This is a genomic window from Acinetobacter sp. YH01011 (assembly GCF_013420785.1).
GTDB lineage: Bacteria > Pseudomonadota > Gammaproteobacteria > Pseudomonadales > Moraxellaceae > Acinetobacter > Acinetobacter towneri.
Genome location: NZ_VOYG01000001.1, coordinates 50,115 through 66,325, shown reverse-complemented (window position 1 = coordinate 66,325; position 16,211 = coordinate 50,115). Strand labels below are relative to the sequence as shown.

The window sequence follows — 16,211 nt, the reverse complement described above, 5'->3', positions numbered from 1 at the left end:
ACATGAACGAAGATCAAAAACCCAATGATCCTGTGAATGAAGTGGCTTCATCCAGCGATACAGAAAAATCGCCTGCGCAACAGGTAGAAACAAAAACTGAAATAGAAAACAACGCGACGACTTCGACCGAGCAACAACAAGCTCCTGAAATCGCTAAAAAGAAAAAATATTTATTGCTCGCCCTGATTCCAGTTCTGCTGGCAGTCATCGCTTTTGGATTGTGGAAAAGCTACCAACCGGCTCCGCTTGAATTGCAGGGTCGTGTAGAAGCTGAAACAGTTCAGGTGGCGACCAAAGTGCCAAGCCGTATTGAAGAAATCTATGTAGAAGAAGGTCAGCGGGTCAAAAAAGGCGATGTACTGGTGCGCTTAAACAGCCCGGAAATTCAGGCCAAAAAACAGCAAGCCGCAGCGGCTTTACAATCTGCGCTGGCCTTACAATCGACTGCTGAACGTGGCTCGCAGGAAGAAAATATCGCCAGTCTGTATGCCAACTGGCAATCGCTGAAAGCACAGCAAAATTTAGCCAAAGTTTCTTATGAGCGTGGTGCAAATTTATTGAAGGAAGGTGTGATTTCACGCCAGCGCCGTGATGAATTGTATGCAGCCAGTCAATCAGCGGCGCAAATGACAGAAGCAGCGTATCAGCAATACGCACGTGCCAAACGTGGCAGCACCTCGCAGCAAAAGAGTTCTGCCGATGCACAAGTAGATATTGCCCAGGCTGCGCTGGATGAAGCCAATGCTTTAGAAGCAGAAACCCAATTAGTAGCACCTGTAAACGGAACGGTGTCTAAAACCTATGGCAAAGTCTCGGAGCTGGTAGCCACCGCAGTCCCTGTGGTCAGCCTGATTGAAGATCAAATGTGGGTGAGCCTGAATATTCGTGAAAACCAATATGCCCCATTTCAGAAAATGAGCAGTATTAAAGGTTATATTCCCGCCCTAGATAAAACCGCCACTTTTCAAATTAGACAGATCAGTGCTGAAGGTGAATTTGCCACCATTAAGACCACACGTCAAACCGGCGGTTATGATGTGCGCAGTTTTAAGCTGCATCTTGTACCCACACCAGCGATTTCTGAACTGAAAGTCGGGATGAGCGTGTTATTTAAACTGAAAGAGACCCGATAATGTGGACGGGTATATGGCGCGAACTGCGCTATCTGCTCAGCGAAAAATGGGATCTGTGTCTGGTCACGCTGGCACCTGCACTGGTGATTATTTTATTCAGCAGCATGTTTGCTCAAGGGAAATCGGATCATTTACCGATTGCGATTATTGATCAAGACCAGAGTGCGCTGAGTCAAAGCATTTATCAACATGTGGCGCTGAATCATACTCTTAAAATTGCTACGGTGTCGGAACAAACAGCTGAAATTGAGCGCCTGTTAAATCAAAATAAAATTTGGGGTTATATCCATATTCCAAGCGGTGCCGAGCAACGTCTGGTTCGTGCCCAGGATGCTGACATCAGTATTGCTTTTAACCAGAGTTATTTCAGTATTGGAAATACCATTTCCTCGGCCATGCTGGTCAGTACCCTACAAGCACTCGCTGAATTTAGCGGACAGCAATATCTGGGCAACCGACTCCCCTCTCTCGAAGCACCGTCACCGCATATTAAAATATCTCCGCTGTATAATCCGCAGCTGAATTATGAATTCTATCTGGAACCCTATGTCATTCCGGCAATTCTGCATTTACTGCTGTGTTGTTGTGTGGCATTTTCCGTCGGTCAGGAACTGAAGCGGCAGACCTTAACAAGCTGGATTAGCAACTCATCCATCTGGATGGCATTGCTGTCTAAGAACCTGATCTATGTGGCTATTTTTAGTCTATGGACCTGGATCTGGATGTTCTGGCTGATTGAAATTCGCGGCTGGTTTGTTGCCGGCTCGCTCGCTCTGATTCTATCGGCACAATTTCTGCTATATAGCGCTTATGCATTTTTAAGCAGTGCAGTGGTTCTGGCAACCAAAGATTTAAGTAAATCTTTTGGCATCATTGCGGTCTATGGTGGTTCATCTTTAAGTTTTGCCGGTGTGACTTTACCTTTAAATAATGCGCCCCTATTCACCCAGCTCTGGTCCAATATTATTCCGTTTACGCCCTATGCCAAATTACAAACTGAACAATGGGTGATTGGTAGTCCATTGCATATTTCACTGCAAGCTGGATTCATGCTGCTGATCTATGCCCTAGTTTACGCTCTGCTGGCTTATCTGTTTCTTAAAAAAATAGTTAAAGGAGCAGTCCAATGAAATCCCTCTGGTTTTACTATCTGCAAAGCTTTAAGGATATTGTCAGTCACGGCACGATCTTTACCACGCTTATTCTATCCGTCTTGTTTTACAGCTTTTTTTATCCAACCGCTTATCAGGCACAGCAGGCTGAAGCCTTACCGATTATTATTGTCGATGAAGAACAAAGTAACTTAAGCACCCGTATTATTGGTCAAGTGGCACAAAGCCCCAATGTGGAGATTGAGGCGATTACCGGCAATTTTTCCGAGGCCAAACAATGGGTGGAATCACAAAAAGCCGATGGTATTTTACTTCTGCCGGACAATTTATCGCAAAGCTTAAGGCATGGTGAAACAGGTGGCATTGGCCTGTATTTAAGTACAGCCAACTTTTTAGTAACCAAACAAATTGGTCTGGGCTTAGCCACATCAGTTGAGCAAACTTTGGCAGATTATACTGAACGCTTTGGCAAGGTCTCGGATTTTTCACCTGCCCTTTCTGTGCATCAAATTCCTTTATTTAATCCGCTGTCCGGCTATGGCAGCTATGTCTTTCCTGCGGTTGCACCTTTAATTATCCACCAAACCATTCTTTTGGGTTTGAGTATGCTGATTTTGGTATATCGGGAAAGAAAAATAGAATTAAACACAAATGCATTGATTGGGATGTGTTTAGCGGTCTTCACCATTGGTTGTCTGGGATGTTTCTATTTATTCGGCTTTAGCTTCTGGCTATTTGATTATCCGCGCGGTGGCAACCTGCTCGGGATGCTGCTGGCTGTTGCGGTTTTTATCTACACGATAATTGGCATGACCTGCTTATTTGCTAGTTTTCTGGATCTGCCGGAACGTGCGGGGCATGTCATTGTATTCACTTCTATTCCACTGTTCTTTTTATCTGGTGCGGCCTGGCCGCATGCTGCCATGCCCACCTGGATGCAAGTCGTTGGCGAAATCCTGCCCTCTACCCAAATTGTGCAGATGTTTATTCAACTCAATCAGATGGGTGTGCCTACAACACTGATCTTGCCTAAATTGCTCTATCTTGGAATGATCGGTAGCTTGTGCTTTTTTTTGGCTTATCGACGTTTAATTTCTGGTCATCAAAGCAGATAGAGCATTATAGCAATGCTCCTATTCCACTTATTTACCCGATTCGCCAAAGACTTGAATATTGAAATTATGAATCTTGTTGCTACCATTCGGCTTGTCAAAACTAACATCATACTGAACCAGATTTTCTGGATAGGCAATTTCATAGCTGACCTTATATTGCCCAAGCTGATCGGTTGCTTCTTCAATCTCTTTGGTCATTAAAGTCTTAGACTTGTATTCACCTTGAGGAATTGAACGTGAAAAGCGTTTCATCAGCTTTTCATTGTCCTTAAACTGGGTTTGCAACTGCGGCTCTAACTGATCCAAAAACTCGTCATACTTCCCATCACGCAAATCCTCATAGGCTAGCTGTGCCGCCTTTTCCTGTTCAGGACTCGGATCTGGAATATTGTCCATTGAATTACAGCCACTCAATGCAACCGCTGCTGCCAACAACATTAATTTGGTTTTCATCGCTTACCCTTATGCAGTCAACGTTTATAAAAAAGGACGCCGAAGCGCCCTTTTTATCAGTAAAAAACTTATTCTTCTACTGAATTTTCACCGTCTTTTTCCACTTGCTCAGTTTCAGCAACTGCATCCGTTTCAGCCACTAAAGATTCTGCACCTTCAATCGCTTCAACAAACTCGTCTTCTTCAACAGCTTCAATCGCTTCTACGCCCACCAATGTTTCGTTTTCACCCAAGCGAATTAAACGTACACCTTGTGCATTACGGCCTGTTTGCGCTACTTCAGATGCACGCGTACGCACCAAAGTACCACCATCAGAAATCAGCATCAGTTCTTTGCTTTCATCAATAGCAACTGCACCGACCAATTCACCATTACGTTCAGAGGTCTTAATGGCAATCACACCTTTACCACCACGTTTTTTGGTTGGGAAGTCATCTACAGGTGTACGCTTACCATAACCATTCGCCGAAGCACACAAAACTTCGCCTGTTTCTGGTACTACGACTAGCGATACGATACGGCTGATGAGTGCTGAATCTGAACTGTCTTCATCATCGCCATCGACTTCTACATCTTCTACATCTTCAACTTGTGCTGAACCGAAGCTGACACGCATACCACGTACGCCTTTGGCCGCACGACCCATTGAACGTACATCGGTTTCAGCAAAACGAATGGCTTTACCCTCATTAGAGAACAACATAATTTGCTGTTCGCCATCGGTAATTGCAACACCAATTAAGGTATCGTCTTCATTCAATTCAATGGCACGTAAACCATTCGAGCGCACGTTACTGAATTGTTCCAATTCAACCCGTTTTACCGTACCCGATGCCGTTGCCATAAAGACATAGAAGTTTTTACGTAAGGCTTCAGCTTGTGATGCAAACTCTGCAATGATCTCGTCATCTAAATCGGTTGCAGAAAGCTCTACACCCAATTGTTTCAATTGCACACGTAATGCGTCAGATAAATCATCACCATTTGCTAATTCAGTAAAGGCAGCTTCTAATTCTGCATATTGAGCGGCAATGATCGCGTTAGTTTGCAGATGTGCCGCATTGGCTTTCACATAGCTACGGAAGTCTGCCAAACGCTCGGTAAATTTCTTCGGTGCATCAATGACAGGTAAAATCGCGGTGATGGTTTCGTTCGCATCTAACGGCAACAAGTTCACCATTGGACGACCTTTCGCACCACGCGATGCTTGCGGCACTTCAAACACTTTCAGACGATAGACTTTACCCACATCAGTAAAGCACAGCACCGTTGCGTGATTAGAAGTCACAATTAAATGCTGCACATAATCGTCTTCTTTCATCGACGTTGCAGATTTACCACGACCACCACGACGCTGTGCTGCGTAATCTGACAATGGTTGAGTTTTTGCATAACCTGTTTGTGATACTGTCAGTACCACTTGTTCTTCTGGAATTAAATCTTCACGCGAGAAATCAATACGCGATTCTACAATTTCAGTACGACGTGCATCGCCATATTGTTGTAAAACTTGCGCCAACTCTTCACGAATCACGCCCATTAGCAAATTAAAATCATTTAGAATTGCAGTTAATTCAGCAATTTGTGCCAAAATTTCAGAATATTCTGCATGTAATTTGTCTTGTTCTAGACCTGTTAAACGATGCAAACGTAATTCTAAAATTGCGGTCACTTGCGCAGGTGATAAACGATAGACCTGACCATCTAAACCAAACGGGCGGTTAGGGTCTTCGCCTTCAATTTCATCTGGACGTACAGAAACTGAACCTGCTTTTTCCAATAACGCAACTACACCACCTGCTGCCCACTCGCCTGCCTGTAAACGCTCACGCGCTTCGGCTGGGTTGGCAGAAGATTTAATCGTTTCGATGATGGCATCAATATTGGCCAACGCAACGGTTAAGCCTTCTAAGATGTGTCCACGTTCACGCGCTTTACGCAACTCGAACATGGTACGGCGGGTCACTACTTCTTGGCGGTGACGAATAAATGCCGCAATAATATCTTTCAGGTTCATCAATTTTGGCTGACCATTGTCTAGGCAGACCATGTTGATGCTGAATGAGTTTTCTAACTGCGTATTTAAGAACAGGTTATTCACAATCACTTCAGCGTTTTCACCACGCTTCAGATCAATTGCAATACGCATCCCTTCTTTATCAGACTCATCACGTAATTCTGAAATACCTTCGAGTTTCTTCTCTTTCACCAGTTCAGCAATACGCTCAATGGTTTTGGCTTTGTTGACCTGATAAGGGATTTCAGTAAAGACGATGGTGGTACGACCAGATTTTTGATCTTCTTCAAAATGGTACTTACCACGAATATGCAAACGGCCTTTACCTGTACGGTAAGCATCAACAATGCCTGATTTACCGTAAATAATACCGCCTGTAGGGAAGTCTGGACCTGTGATATGTTCCATCAACCCTTCAATTGAAATATTTGGGTTGTCTGCATAAGCCAAACATGCATGCACCACTTCAGTCATGTTGTGCGGTGCCATATTGGTCGCCATACCTACAGCAATACCTGCAGCACCATTGACCAATAGGTTTGGAATACGAGTAGGCATCACTTGAGGAATACGCTCAGAGCCGTCGTAGTTATCTTCCCAATCGACAGTGTCCTTTTCTAAATCGGCCAACAGTTCATGAGTAAGTTTGCGCATACGGACTTCGGTATAACGCATGGCTGCGGCACTATCGCCATCAATCGAACCGAAGTTACCCTGACCATCGACCAATTGATAACGCAAACTGAAATCTTGCGCCATACGAACAATTGTTTCGTAAACTGCATAATCACCGTGAGGGTGATATTTACCGATGACGTCACCGACTACACGGGCAGACTTTTTGTAAGCTTTGTTGTAGTCATTGCCCAATTCGTGCATTGCGAATAGCACACGACGATGCACAGGTTTTAGACCATCTCGTACATCTGGCAGCGCACGTGACACAATCACGCTCATCGCATAGTCTAAATACGAGTGCTTGAGTTCATCCTCAATGGCAATCGGTCTAATTTCCGATACGCTCATGCATACTCCTTATTCTGCAAACAAATTTTGCTTGCATTTTATATGTCGTAAAACTTGCAAATGATTAGCCTGAAATGCAGGCTAAAAATAAAAACTAGCAAAAAATTATAGCATATACGCCTGTGTTTTTGTGCTTTAGAGATGATCTTAATCTTGTTAATTTACTTAAATTTAACGGTGATTTTTTAGGCAAAAAATATTCACACTCAAGAAACAAAAGTGCTTCATATTTTTAAGAGTCACGTCAAAATATCTTCAACATATACTTGCTCGATATGTACCCACATATACGCTAAGTTCACATAATGTACTTAAAACCAATCACTGCATCTTAATTAAAAAAAGACAATAAAAAACGCCCCCATGCAATTCACATAGAGGCGTCTTGAACTGTGCTCAGAACTTAGATTTTAGAAACCAATTCTGGAACAACAGTGTTCAAATCACCCACTAACCAGTAGTCTGCTACTGCATTAATTGGTGCTTCTTCGTCTTTGTTGATTGCAACAATCACTTTAGAATCTTTCATACCTGCCAAGTGCTGAATCGCACCAGAGATACCCACAGCGATGTACAAATCAGGTGCAACAATTTTACCTGTTTGACCAACTTGCATGTCGTTTGGTACGAAGCCCGCGTCAACCGCTGCACGTGAAGCACCTTGTGCTGCACCAAGTTTGTCTGCTAATGGATCAAGTACTTTGTGATAGTTCTCACCAGAACCTACACCACGACCACCAGAAACTACAATACGTGCTGCAGTTAATTCTGGACGCTCTGATTTCACAATTTCTTCAGACACGAACTTAGAAATACCAGCATCACCTGTCACACTCGCAGCTTCAACCGCAGCCGAACCACCTTCTGCAGCCACTGGGTCAAATGCTGTACCACGTACAGTACCTACCACAATCGCTTCTGAAGATTCTACAGTTGCAATCGCGTTACCTGCATAAATTGGACGTTTGAATGTCTTTGCAGAATCTACAGCGACGATGTCTGTGATCATGCTAACATCAAGAAGTGCAGCCGCACGCGGTAAAATGTTTTTACCTGTTGTTGTAGAGGCAGCAAGGATATGGCTATAACCTTTGCCTAATTCTGCAACAAGTTTTGCTACGTTTTCAGCCAATTGGTTTGCATAAGCCGCATCGTCAGCAAGTAATACTTTGCTTACGCCTGCAACTTTAGCTGCTTGGTCTGCAACTGCTTGTGCACCAGAACCCGCAACCAATACAGTGATATCACCACCGATTTTTTGAGCTGCAGCAACAACGTTTAATGTTGCACCATTTAGTGCTTTATTGTCGTGCTCAGCGATAACTAAAATACTCATGATTTTTATCCTTCTGTATTAGATCACTTTCGCTTCGTTTTTCAATTTTTCTACAAGCTCATCTACAGATTTCACTTGTACGCCCGCTTTACGCTCAGCAGGTGCTTCAACTTTTACAGTTTTCAGCTTAGTACCTGTTGCAACGCCATAATCTGCAGGAGATTTGGTGTCTAGCGGTTTTTTACGTGCTTTCATGATGTTTGGAAGTGCCGCATAACGTGGCTCATTCAAACGTAAGTCAGTGGTGATGATTGCAGGAAGTGCAAGCTCAACAGTTTGTAAACCACCGTCAATTTCACGTGTTACCTGAACTTTGTCGCCATCTACTTTTACTTCTGAAGCAAAAGTACCCTGACCTGCACCAAGTAAAGCGCCTAGCATTTGACCAACTTGGTTAGAGTCGTCATCAATAGCTTGCTTACCCAATAAAATAAGTTGTGGTTGTTCTTGTTCAACAACACCTTTTAAGATTTTAGCCACTTCAAGTGCACCAATCTCATCGGCTGTTTCAACCAAAATACCACGGTCTGCACCAAGCGCCATTGCAGAACGAATTTGTTCCTGCGCTTCTTTAGGACCAATGGATACCACTACGATTTCTGAAACAGTTCCTTTTTCTTTTAAACGAACCGCTTCTTCCACTGCGATTTCACAGAATGGGTTAATTGACATCTTAACGTTAGTTAGGTCAACTCCACTATTATCCGGCTTAACGCGAACTTTAACGTTGGCATCTACCACACGTTTTACAGCAACAAGAGCCTTCATGTAATCCTCGGCTGTTTTAGCAAAAGTAAATATTGAGAAAAGTTAATAATAACTCTTCGCTTTAAATTTTTTAGGTGTCCTATCTTGCTATGTGATCGGCATTTCGGTCAAGTCAGAATTGTCTAAACAAGGCTAAAAATGCCGAAAATTAACTGAACGATGCGTTCATACTTTTTTATTTCTAAAAATTAACAAACCAAGCGACGATTATATAAGCAATTTTAAGCTTTGATTTATATTATGTTTTTTATTTATTTCCCTCATCAACAAGATTGATTGAAATGCAATTCAAATTGAGTTCCGCCTACAATTTAAGCAAAGTTCCTTACATAAAACCCCATAATCTGACTGTCATTAAAGATAGAAAACTTTATTTTTTGCAGTATTTTTTCAGATATAAATGCTCTTTTAAAATGTGACTGCTGGTTCACAAAACTGTATTCAGCAGTTTATTGGGTATGAAATAAACAATCTGTTTTATTTTGATGGATATTTATGCGCTTTCACCACGCCACCTCCCAGATAAAGGACATAAAAAAACTCAGCTTAAACTTGCTGAGTTTCTAAAAAGTCACGGTGGATATGACTTAAATCTATCAATTCATAGGCCTGTAAATTAAAAATTTCCCAAACTGCAATAAAATCTTCTTTTACATCTATTTTACTGCTTGCATTTGGGCGTGCTTGCCACTGCTGATCTGAAATCCATAAATAGCTTTGTTGCGTTTGCGGATGAATCGCCTGCATTTTACCTTCAGCATTAATACCCTGCACCAAACAATCGGCAGGTAGTTCTTGCTCGATCATCGGCAAGCTTATTTCGACAAAATGTTTCACTTGACGCAAGCCATAACCTGCAAAAATTTCTTTTTGGCTTGGGCTTAATTGTTCATATTTTTCTTGAAGATTCGAAATCATGGTTTTGCCTATCATTTGATATCCAAAGTGTTATGCAGTGGAACAAAAAATAATGTCATCCATGTCTATTATTCGTGTGACCCACTCTTTCTGCTTCTTTATACTGCATAACGCACTTTTTTATTATTCTACAATAGTTGCAATGACATCTTGGTGAAAGCGCTTTTACTTAAAGTATTAAGTACAGCACAAAGGCTTTACAACTGACTGTGAGAAAAATATTTGCAGTATGAAATAGCTATATTTTAACTTGCAAAAATAATGCCGACTTTAGGTAAAGCTTTACTTTTTACTCGCACGTGGATGTGCCTGATCATAAACTCGCGCTAACTGATCAAAATCGACATGGGTATAAATTTGCGTGGTGCTTAAATTGCTATGCCCAAGCATTTCTTGGACTGCACGTATATCCCCACTATTCGACAGCATGTGACTTGCAAAACAATGTCGCAATAAGTGCGGATGCAAATCGACATTAACGCCCGCACGCTGCGCCTGAAACTTCACCCGATTTTCAATTTGGCGTGCTTTTAAAGGTTCACCTTTTTGAGTAATAAACAATGCTGCATCGGGTACAAAATCGCCCTGCCATAAAGGGTAAATCTGCAGCCATTGCATCACCGCATCTTTGGCTTTGCGACCAAAAGGCACTATACGGGTTTTATTGCCTTTACCCGTAATGCGCAGCAATTGACGGTTAAAATCTAAATCGCGGATACGTAAACTTTGTACCTCTGCTAGGCGCAAACCACTCGAATAGAGCAATTCTAAAATCGCTTTATCGCGTCGCCACATTTGTTGTTGTACTTCAGTTTCAGGTTCAGGCTGATCCAAAATTTGATGAATCGTTTCAATATCAATCAAACCCGGCAAAGGTCGTGGCTGACGTTTTAGCTGAAAATTATCAATTGGATTAAATTGTAAATACTGCCCTTGCTCGGCCCATTTCATAAACTGACGAATCGCTGACAACATGCGCTGTAAACTGCTGCTATTTAACTGTTGCTGTTCTACTTTTTGCGCTAAATAATGGCGCAAATCTGCAGCCTCTACATCATATAAGGCAAGTTGTTGTTGCTCACAAAAGCTAAAAAAATCGTTTAAATCGCGTGCGTAGGCTTTTAACGTATGCGGTGACTGCTGTTGTATTTCTCGTTCTTTGAGCCACATCTTTAATAGTTGCTGCGGATCGTACATTAGTCACGCTCCGATTGCTGAACTGCGGCAAACTGAGATAAATAAGCAGCAATGTGTTCAGCCGCCTGATCTGCATGTGTTTCTAAAAACAAATGATCACCATCATGCACAATTTTTAATACGGCTTGTGGAAATTGTTGTTGTAAAAACTCACCTACCGCCAGTGGACTTATCGGGTCTTGATCACCCCATAACAACAAAATAGGCATGTTGATTTTAGCAAAGTCTACCGTGTAATCGGCCTTTGCCTCTACAAACCAGTCAGGATAATTTAAATCACTTGCTTGATAGTCTTGTCGCCAATCTTGCACCTGAAAACTGCTTAAATCCATGCCACCAGATGTTGCAACCAATACTAATCCTTTGACTTTTTCTGGATATTGCAACGCGGAAGCAACTGCAAAAATACCACCCATCGACTGTGCAATGATAATGCAATCATCTGGGATATTCGCCAACACATAAGCCTGCAAACTTGCAAAATCATGTACCTGTGAATGTGCAGGTTGATGATTAAATTCAGGATAAGCCACAATTTTTACAGCATTCTGCCACGGCAATTTTTCAATTTTTTCGATTAGCGGATGAAAAAATGCGGTATTGCCTGAAGCGCCAGGTAAAAAAATCAGTTGCGGCATAATGAGTAGAAGTTTTTAGAGTGACATTCAGTACAGCATACCTAATCCGTGCTGCAAGATACAAAAAAGCACCATTCGTTTTGAAAAGTGCTTTTAAGTAAGATAAGAGCTGTTCATGTTAGAACGAAACATCAGCCCTGAAAATAATTTAAATCCAAACGACCGTGATAGACATTAGCAGTTGGCCCTGTCATCCACACCACATCGCCTTCACGCCATTCGATTTGCAACTTACCACCTGCCAGTTCAATTTCAACTGAATTAGACAATAAGCCACGGCGCATACCCGAAACGGCTGCAGCACATGCACCTGTACCACAAGCCAAGGTTTCACCTACGCCACGTTCAAACACACGCAAACGCGCATGTTTTTCGTCAATGATTTGCATAAAACCTGCATTGACGCGCTGTGGAAAACGCTCGTGTGATTCCACTTGTGGGCCAATACCTGCAACATCGGCAGTCAATACATCAGGCACAATGGTCACAGCATGAGGATTGCCTATGTTCACCACATCAATGGTCAATGCAGCACCATCTTTCAGCGCAATGTCATATAAGTTATCAGGCTCATCGGCAATGAATGGAATCTCATGCGGCAAGAATTTTGGATAGCCCATATTCACCCGCACCCAACCGTTTTGCCCCAATTCAGGCTCTACAATGCCTGCCTTGGTTTGCACCTTGATTTTGGTTTTGGTCGTAAGCTGACGTTCATGCACAAAACGTGCAAAACAACGCACACCATTGCCGCACTGCTCCACTTCAGAACCATCGGCATTGAAAATGCGATATTTAAAATCGACATTTGGTAAATCGGGCGGTTCCACAATCAGGAGTTGGTCAAAGCCAATCCCGAAGTGGCGGTCTGCAAGGCGTTGAATAGTCAGCGCATCCAAATACGCACGCTGGCTGATGAGATCAACCACCATGAAGTCATTGCCCAGACCATGCATTTTGGTAAATTCTAATAACATCTCGAATTCCCCTTATGGCAATAAACGCTCTCTTTCCCACAGCGATTCAATGCTTTCACGTTCACGAATTAAATGTGCTTGATCTGCATCGACCATGACTTCAGCTGCACGACCACGGCTGTTGTAGTTAGAACTCATCACAAAACCGTATGCGCCCGCACCCATTACAGCTAAAACATCATTTTCTTTGATCGCAAGCTGACGTTCTTTACCCAAGAAATCACCTGTTTCACAAATTGCACCAACCACATCCCACTCTAGCGTTTCAACATCAGTACGTGGGGTTACGGGCTGAATGTCCATCCATGCTTCATATAACGCAGGACGGATTAAGTCATTCATGGCAGCGTCAATAATCGCAAAGTTACGATGATTGGTCGGTTTGAGTAAATCAACTTTTGTTAGCAGCACGCCCGCATTGGCAGAGATACTACGACCCGGTTCCATATACACTTTAAGACCTAACTTTTCTAAAGCGGGACGTAAAGCATTGGCATATTCTTCAACCGTTGGTGGAGTTTCATCTTTATAAGTCACCCCTAAACCACCGCCAATATCAATGTGTTTTAGCTGAATACCCATTTCTTTTAAGGTATCAATCATCACAATCACGCGATCTAAAGCATCGACAAACGGTTGTGTTTCGGTCAATTGTGAACCGATGTGACAGTCAATTCCAACGATATCTAAGTTTGCTAAAGAAGCCGCATATTCATAAGTGCTATATACCGAATCAGACGGAATCCCGAACTTGTTTTCTTTTAAGCCTGTAGAAATATAAGGATGGGTTTTGGCATCGACATCTGGGTTAACCCGTAATGAAATTGGTGCTTTGACATTCATGCTTGCCGCAACTTTTTGAATACGGTCTAATTCTGCATGCGATTCTACGTTAAAGCAGGCAATCCCAACTTCCAACGCTTTTTGAATATCGGCTTCAGTTTTACCTAAACCTGAAAAAACAATTTTCGATGCATCACCACCTGCTTTGAGAACACGCGCCAATTCACCGCCTGTCACAATATCAAAACCTGCACCCAACTTAGCCAATACATTCAATACCGCAAGATTCGAGTTTGACTTTACCGCAAAACAAATTTGATGATCGATAAAGTGGAAAGCACGATCCATATCTAAATAATGCTTTTCAAAAGTCGCTTTTGAATAAACATAGAGTGGTGTGCCAAATTGCTGTGCGAGTTGTTGTAGCGAACATTGCTCGGCGTGCAAAACCCCTTGAATGCGGGTAAAACTCATGAATGTATCCTTTATCTAGAAAGCGTTAAGGTGTAGTCGATGTAGATGCAGCAGGTGCAGCAAACTGCTGTTGCACAGGTACGGCTGTGTCTGACGATGTTGCCGATTGCGTTGCACGTTTAGGCGCAGCATCTGGATATAACAAATATTTTGCGCGTTTGTCGTAATTTGGGTCATTGGGTAACTGTAATGTACCTGACTGACCACAACCGACCAAAACCACTGTTGTAAGCAAAACACTCATGCAGCAAATGACGGTACGCATCTGACCACCTATAAAATATTTTCGATGAAGTATAACGCGATCACTGCCGCGACCAAAGTGCTAATGCAGAGAGATTATATTGAGCTTAGTAAAAATTCTAGCTTACTTACTATTCTGCTGGCATAGATTGACCTTATCAGGTCTGAAAAATTGCGACTTCTGACACAGATAAAGTCAATTTTATTTCAAGGCATCAATTGTCAAAATCTAAAAACTATGCAAAAAATATAACGTGCTTAAAACCAAGTTCTTTTAACAGGAAGTTTTAAAGACTGGCATATCACTTGCTTAATTTTTACAACTGTTCAACTACAGTCACAAACTAAGCATTTATACACTGCGTTTATAAGAAGAAATTTATGCAAAATTTACAATCGATGATGGAAACCCTAAGCGGTTGGGTCTGGGGTCCATACATGCTGGTTCTCATTGTGGGAACGGGCGTCTTCCTCACCTTCCGCTTATTGTTCTGGCAATTCCGCATGCTGCCACTGGCTTTTAAACAAGTCTTTTGCAAACACGACAAAGCGCAAAAAGAACCGGGCGATATTTCACATTTCGCATCACTGATGACTGCACTCTCTGCCACCATTGGTACGGGAAATATTGCAGGTGTTGCAACGGCTTGCGTCCTCGGTGGCCCGGGTGCAGTGTTTTGGATGTGGATGACTGCCCTGTTTGGTATGGCGACCAAATATGGTGAAGGTGTTTTGGCGGTTAAATACCGTATTAAAAACGAAAAAGGGCAAATGTCAGGCGGCCCAATGTACTACATTGAACGCGGACTAAAATGGAAATGGCTCGCGATTATCTTTGCCTTTTTTGGCACAGTCGCCTCGTTTGGAATTGGTAGTTCAGTACAATCCAACACCGTAGCTTTAGCAGTTGAAAATAGCTTAGGTGTAGAAACTTGGATTACTGGCGTGGTAATTACCGTATTTTCTGCATTGGTGATTTTGGGCGGAATTAGCTCGATTTCCAAAGCATCTTCGGTGATTGTTCCGATTATGGCCATTCTGTATGTTACAGGCGGTTTAATTATTATCCTGAATAATTTACACCTTGTCGTGCCTGCATTTGAGCTAATTTTCCGTGATGCCTTTACTGGTGAAGCAGTTGCGGGCGGTGCAATTGGTGCAGTAATTCGTTACGGGGTTGCACGTGGCGTATTCTCCAACGAAGCAGGGATGGGTTCTGCCCCAATTGCTGCTGCGGCTGCAAAAACTGACCACCCTGCGCGTCAAGGTTTAGTGTCTATGACAGGTACCTTCATTGATACCATTATTGTCTGTAGCATCACGGGGATTGTTTTGGTAATGGGCTTCATTATGGCAGGTAATAGCTTTGGTGGTGCAACAGGTGCTGTACTCACCACACAGGTTTTTGACCAGTTATTGCCAGGCTTTGGTGGTTGGGTCGTCACTTTCGGGATCATCTTCTTCGCCTATTCCACCATTCTCGGTTGGAGCTATTATGGTGAAAAATGCTGTACTTATTTATTCGGCGAAAAATACGTGTTGATTTACCGCTTAATTTATATTGCTTCAGTGTTCATTGGCACCATCGCCACCCTAGATTTAGTCTGGTTATTTGCCGATACCTTTAATGGTTTAATGGCTGTACCAAACTTAATTGCCTTGTTGTTACTGTCTGGTGTGATTGCCAAAGAATCCAAAGACTTTATTGCGAAGCGCAAGTCTGGCGAGTTGTATTAGGGTCTGTTGACAATTCGTCTATGTTTGCGGCAACGCATATTTTTTAGCTGATATAAGGCATGGGACAGGAGATTTAGTCATTCTAAATGACTGGCGCATAACGCAATAGCAGCAAAAAATATGCTTGCCCTGAAAGGCTGTGGCTAAAACTTTCTCAGATTGCGTTATGAAACTTGGCACTAGTCTCGCTATTCCCTGCGTTTCATGCCTAATCTGCTCAGTTTTAGCCTACAGCGCAAGCCATTTATGAAATGTCAACAAACCCTAAATAAACCCAATTCAT

General features: G+C 42.6%; 14 protein-coding genes. 4 read left to right on the top strand and 10 right to left on the bottom strand.

From position 1 onward, the window contains the following. Positions 1 to 2 precede the first annotated feature (2 nt). The 3 genes from FTT78_RS00340 to FTT78_RS00330 are packed head-to-tail and all read left to right on the top strand — an operon-like array spanning position 3 to position 3,360. On the top strand, positions 3 to 1,133 hold the full coding sequence (locus FTT78_RS00340) for an HlyD family secretion protein (RefSeq protein WP_180043348.1): 1,131 nt from the start codon (positions 3 to 5) through the stop codon (positions 1,131 to 1,133). Then, a complete protein-coding gene (locus FTT78_RS00335; protein WP_131261184.1) occupies positions 1,133 to 2,263 on the top strand; it encodes an ABC transporter permease in 1,131 nt (376 codons plus the stop codon). The genes FTT78_RS00340 and FTT78_RS00335 overlap by 1 nt, the downstream gene beginning before the upstream one ends. Next, entirely contained in the window at positions 2,260 to 3,360 is a 1,101-nt protein-coding gene (locus FTT78_RS00330; protein ID WP_096901141.1) for an ABC transporter permease, read from the top strand. The genes FTT78_RS00335 and FTT78_RS00330 overlap by 4 nt, the downstream gene beginning before the upstream one ends. Positions 3,361 to 3,387: 27 nt before the next feature. Here the strand turns inward: FTT78_RS00330 and FTT78_RS00325 are convergent, their stop codons facing one another. From FTT78_RS00325 to FTT78_RS00280, 10 genes are all read right to left on the bottom strand, one after another. Further along, positions 3,388 to 3,813 (bottom strand): DUF3887 domain-containing protein, encoded by a 426-nt coding sequence (locus FTT78_RS00325; RefSeq protein ID WP_179990115.1) that lies wholly within the window; start codon positions 3,811 to 3,813, stop codon positions 3,388 to 3,390. A gap of 68 nt (positions 3,814 to 3,881) precedes the next feature. Beyond that, positions 3,882 to 6,857 carry a DNA gyrase subunit A gene (gene gyrA / locus FTT78_RS00320; RefSeq protein ID WP_180043349.1) on the bottom strand — a complete coding sequence of 992 codons (2,976 nt, stop codon included), beginning with the start codon at positions 6,855 to 6,857 and terminating at the stop codon, positions 3,882 to 3,884. A 403-nt stretch (positions 6,858 to 7,260) separates the two neighbouring features. Beyond that, positions 7,261 to 8,193 carry an electron transfer flavoprotein subunit alpha/FixB family protein gene (locus FTT78_RS00315; RefSeq protein ID WP_179990119.1) on the bottom strand — a complete coding sequence of 311 codons (933 nt, stop codon included), beginning with the start codon at positions 8,191 to 8,193 and terminating at the stop codon, positions 7,261 to 7,263. An 18-nt stretch (positions 8,194 to 8,211) separates the two neighbouring features. Beyond that, a complete protein-coding gene (locus tag FTT78_RS00310; protein ID WP_096901145.1) occupies positions 8,212 to 8,961 on the bottom strand; it encodes an electron transfer flavoprotein subunit beta/FixA family protein in 750 nt (249 codons plus the stop codon). A gap of 546 nt (positions 8,962 to 9,507) precedes the next feature. Then, a complete protein-coding gene (locus FTT78_RS00305) occupies positions 9,508 to 9,879 on the bottom strand; it encodes a hypothetical protein (protein WP_096901040.1) in 372 nt (123 codons plus the stop codon). A gap of 282 nt (positions 9,880 to 10,161) precedes the next feature. Continuing rightward, on the bottom strand, positions 10,162 to 11,076 hold the full coding sequence (gene xerA, locus FTT78_RS00300) for a site-specific tyrosine recombinase/integron integrase (protein ID WP_004971874.1): 915 nt from the start codon (positions 11,074 to 11,076) through the stop codon (positions 10,162 to 10,164). Beyond that, positions 11,076 to 11,714, bottom strand: coding sequence for an alpha/beta fold hydrolase (locus FTT78_RS00295; RefSeq protein WP_180043351.1), 639 nt, complete (start codon positions 11,712 to 11,714; stop codon positions 11,076 to 11,078). The genes xerA and FTT78_RS00295 overlap by 1 nt, the downstream gene beginning before the upstream one ends. A 131-nt stretch (positions 11,715 to 11,845) precedes the next feature. Further along, on the bottom strand, positions 11,846 to 12,691 hold the full coding sequence (gene dapF, locus FTT78_RS00290) for a diaminopimelate epimerase (protein ID WP_004971880.1): 846 nt from the start codon (positions 12,689 to 12,691) through the stop codon (positions 11,846 to 11,848). 12 nt (positions 12,692 to 12,703) lie between these two features. Next, positions 12,704 to 13,948 (bottom strand): diaminopimelate decarboxylase, encoded by a 1,245-nt coding sequence (gene lysA, locus FTT78_RS00285; protein WP_004971882.1) that lies wholly within the window; start codon positions 13,946 to 13,948, stop codon positions 12,704 to 12,706. Positions 13,949 to 13,973: 25 nt separating this feature from the next. Continuing rightward, entirely contained in the window at positions 13,974 to 14,213 is a 240-nt protein-coding gene (locus tag FTT78_RS00280; protein WP_004971884.1) for a lipoprotein, read from the bottom strand. Between the two features lie 359 nt (positions 14,214 to 14,572). On the opposite strand from FTT78_RS00280, the gene FTT78_RS00275 reads away from it, so the two are divergent. Further along, positions 14,573 to 15,928 carry a sodium:alanine symporter family protein gene (locus FTT78_RS00275; protein WP_096900947.1) on the top strand — a complete coding sequence of 452 codons (1,356 nt, stop codon included), beginning with the start codon at positions 14,573 to 14,575 and terminating at the stop codon, positions 15,926 to 15,928. Positions 15,929 to 16,211: the final 283 nt, after the last annotated feature.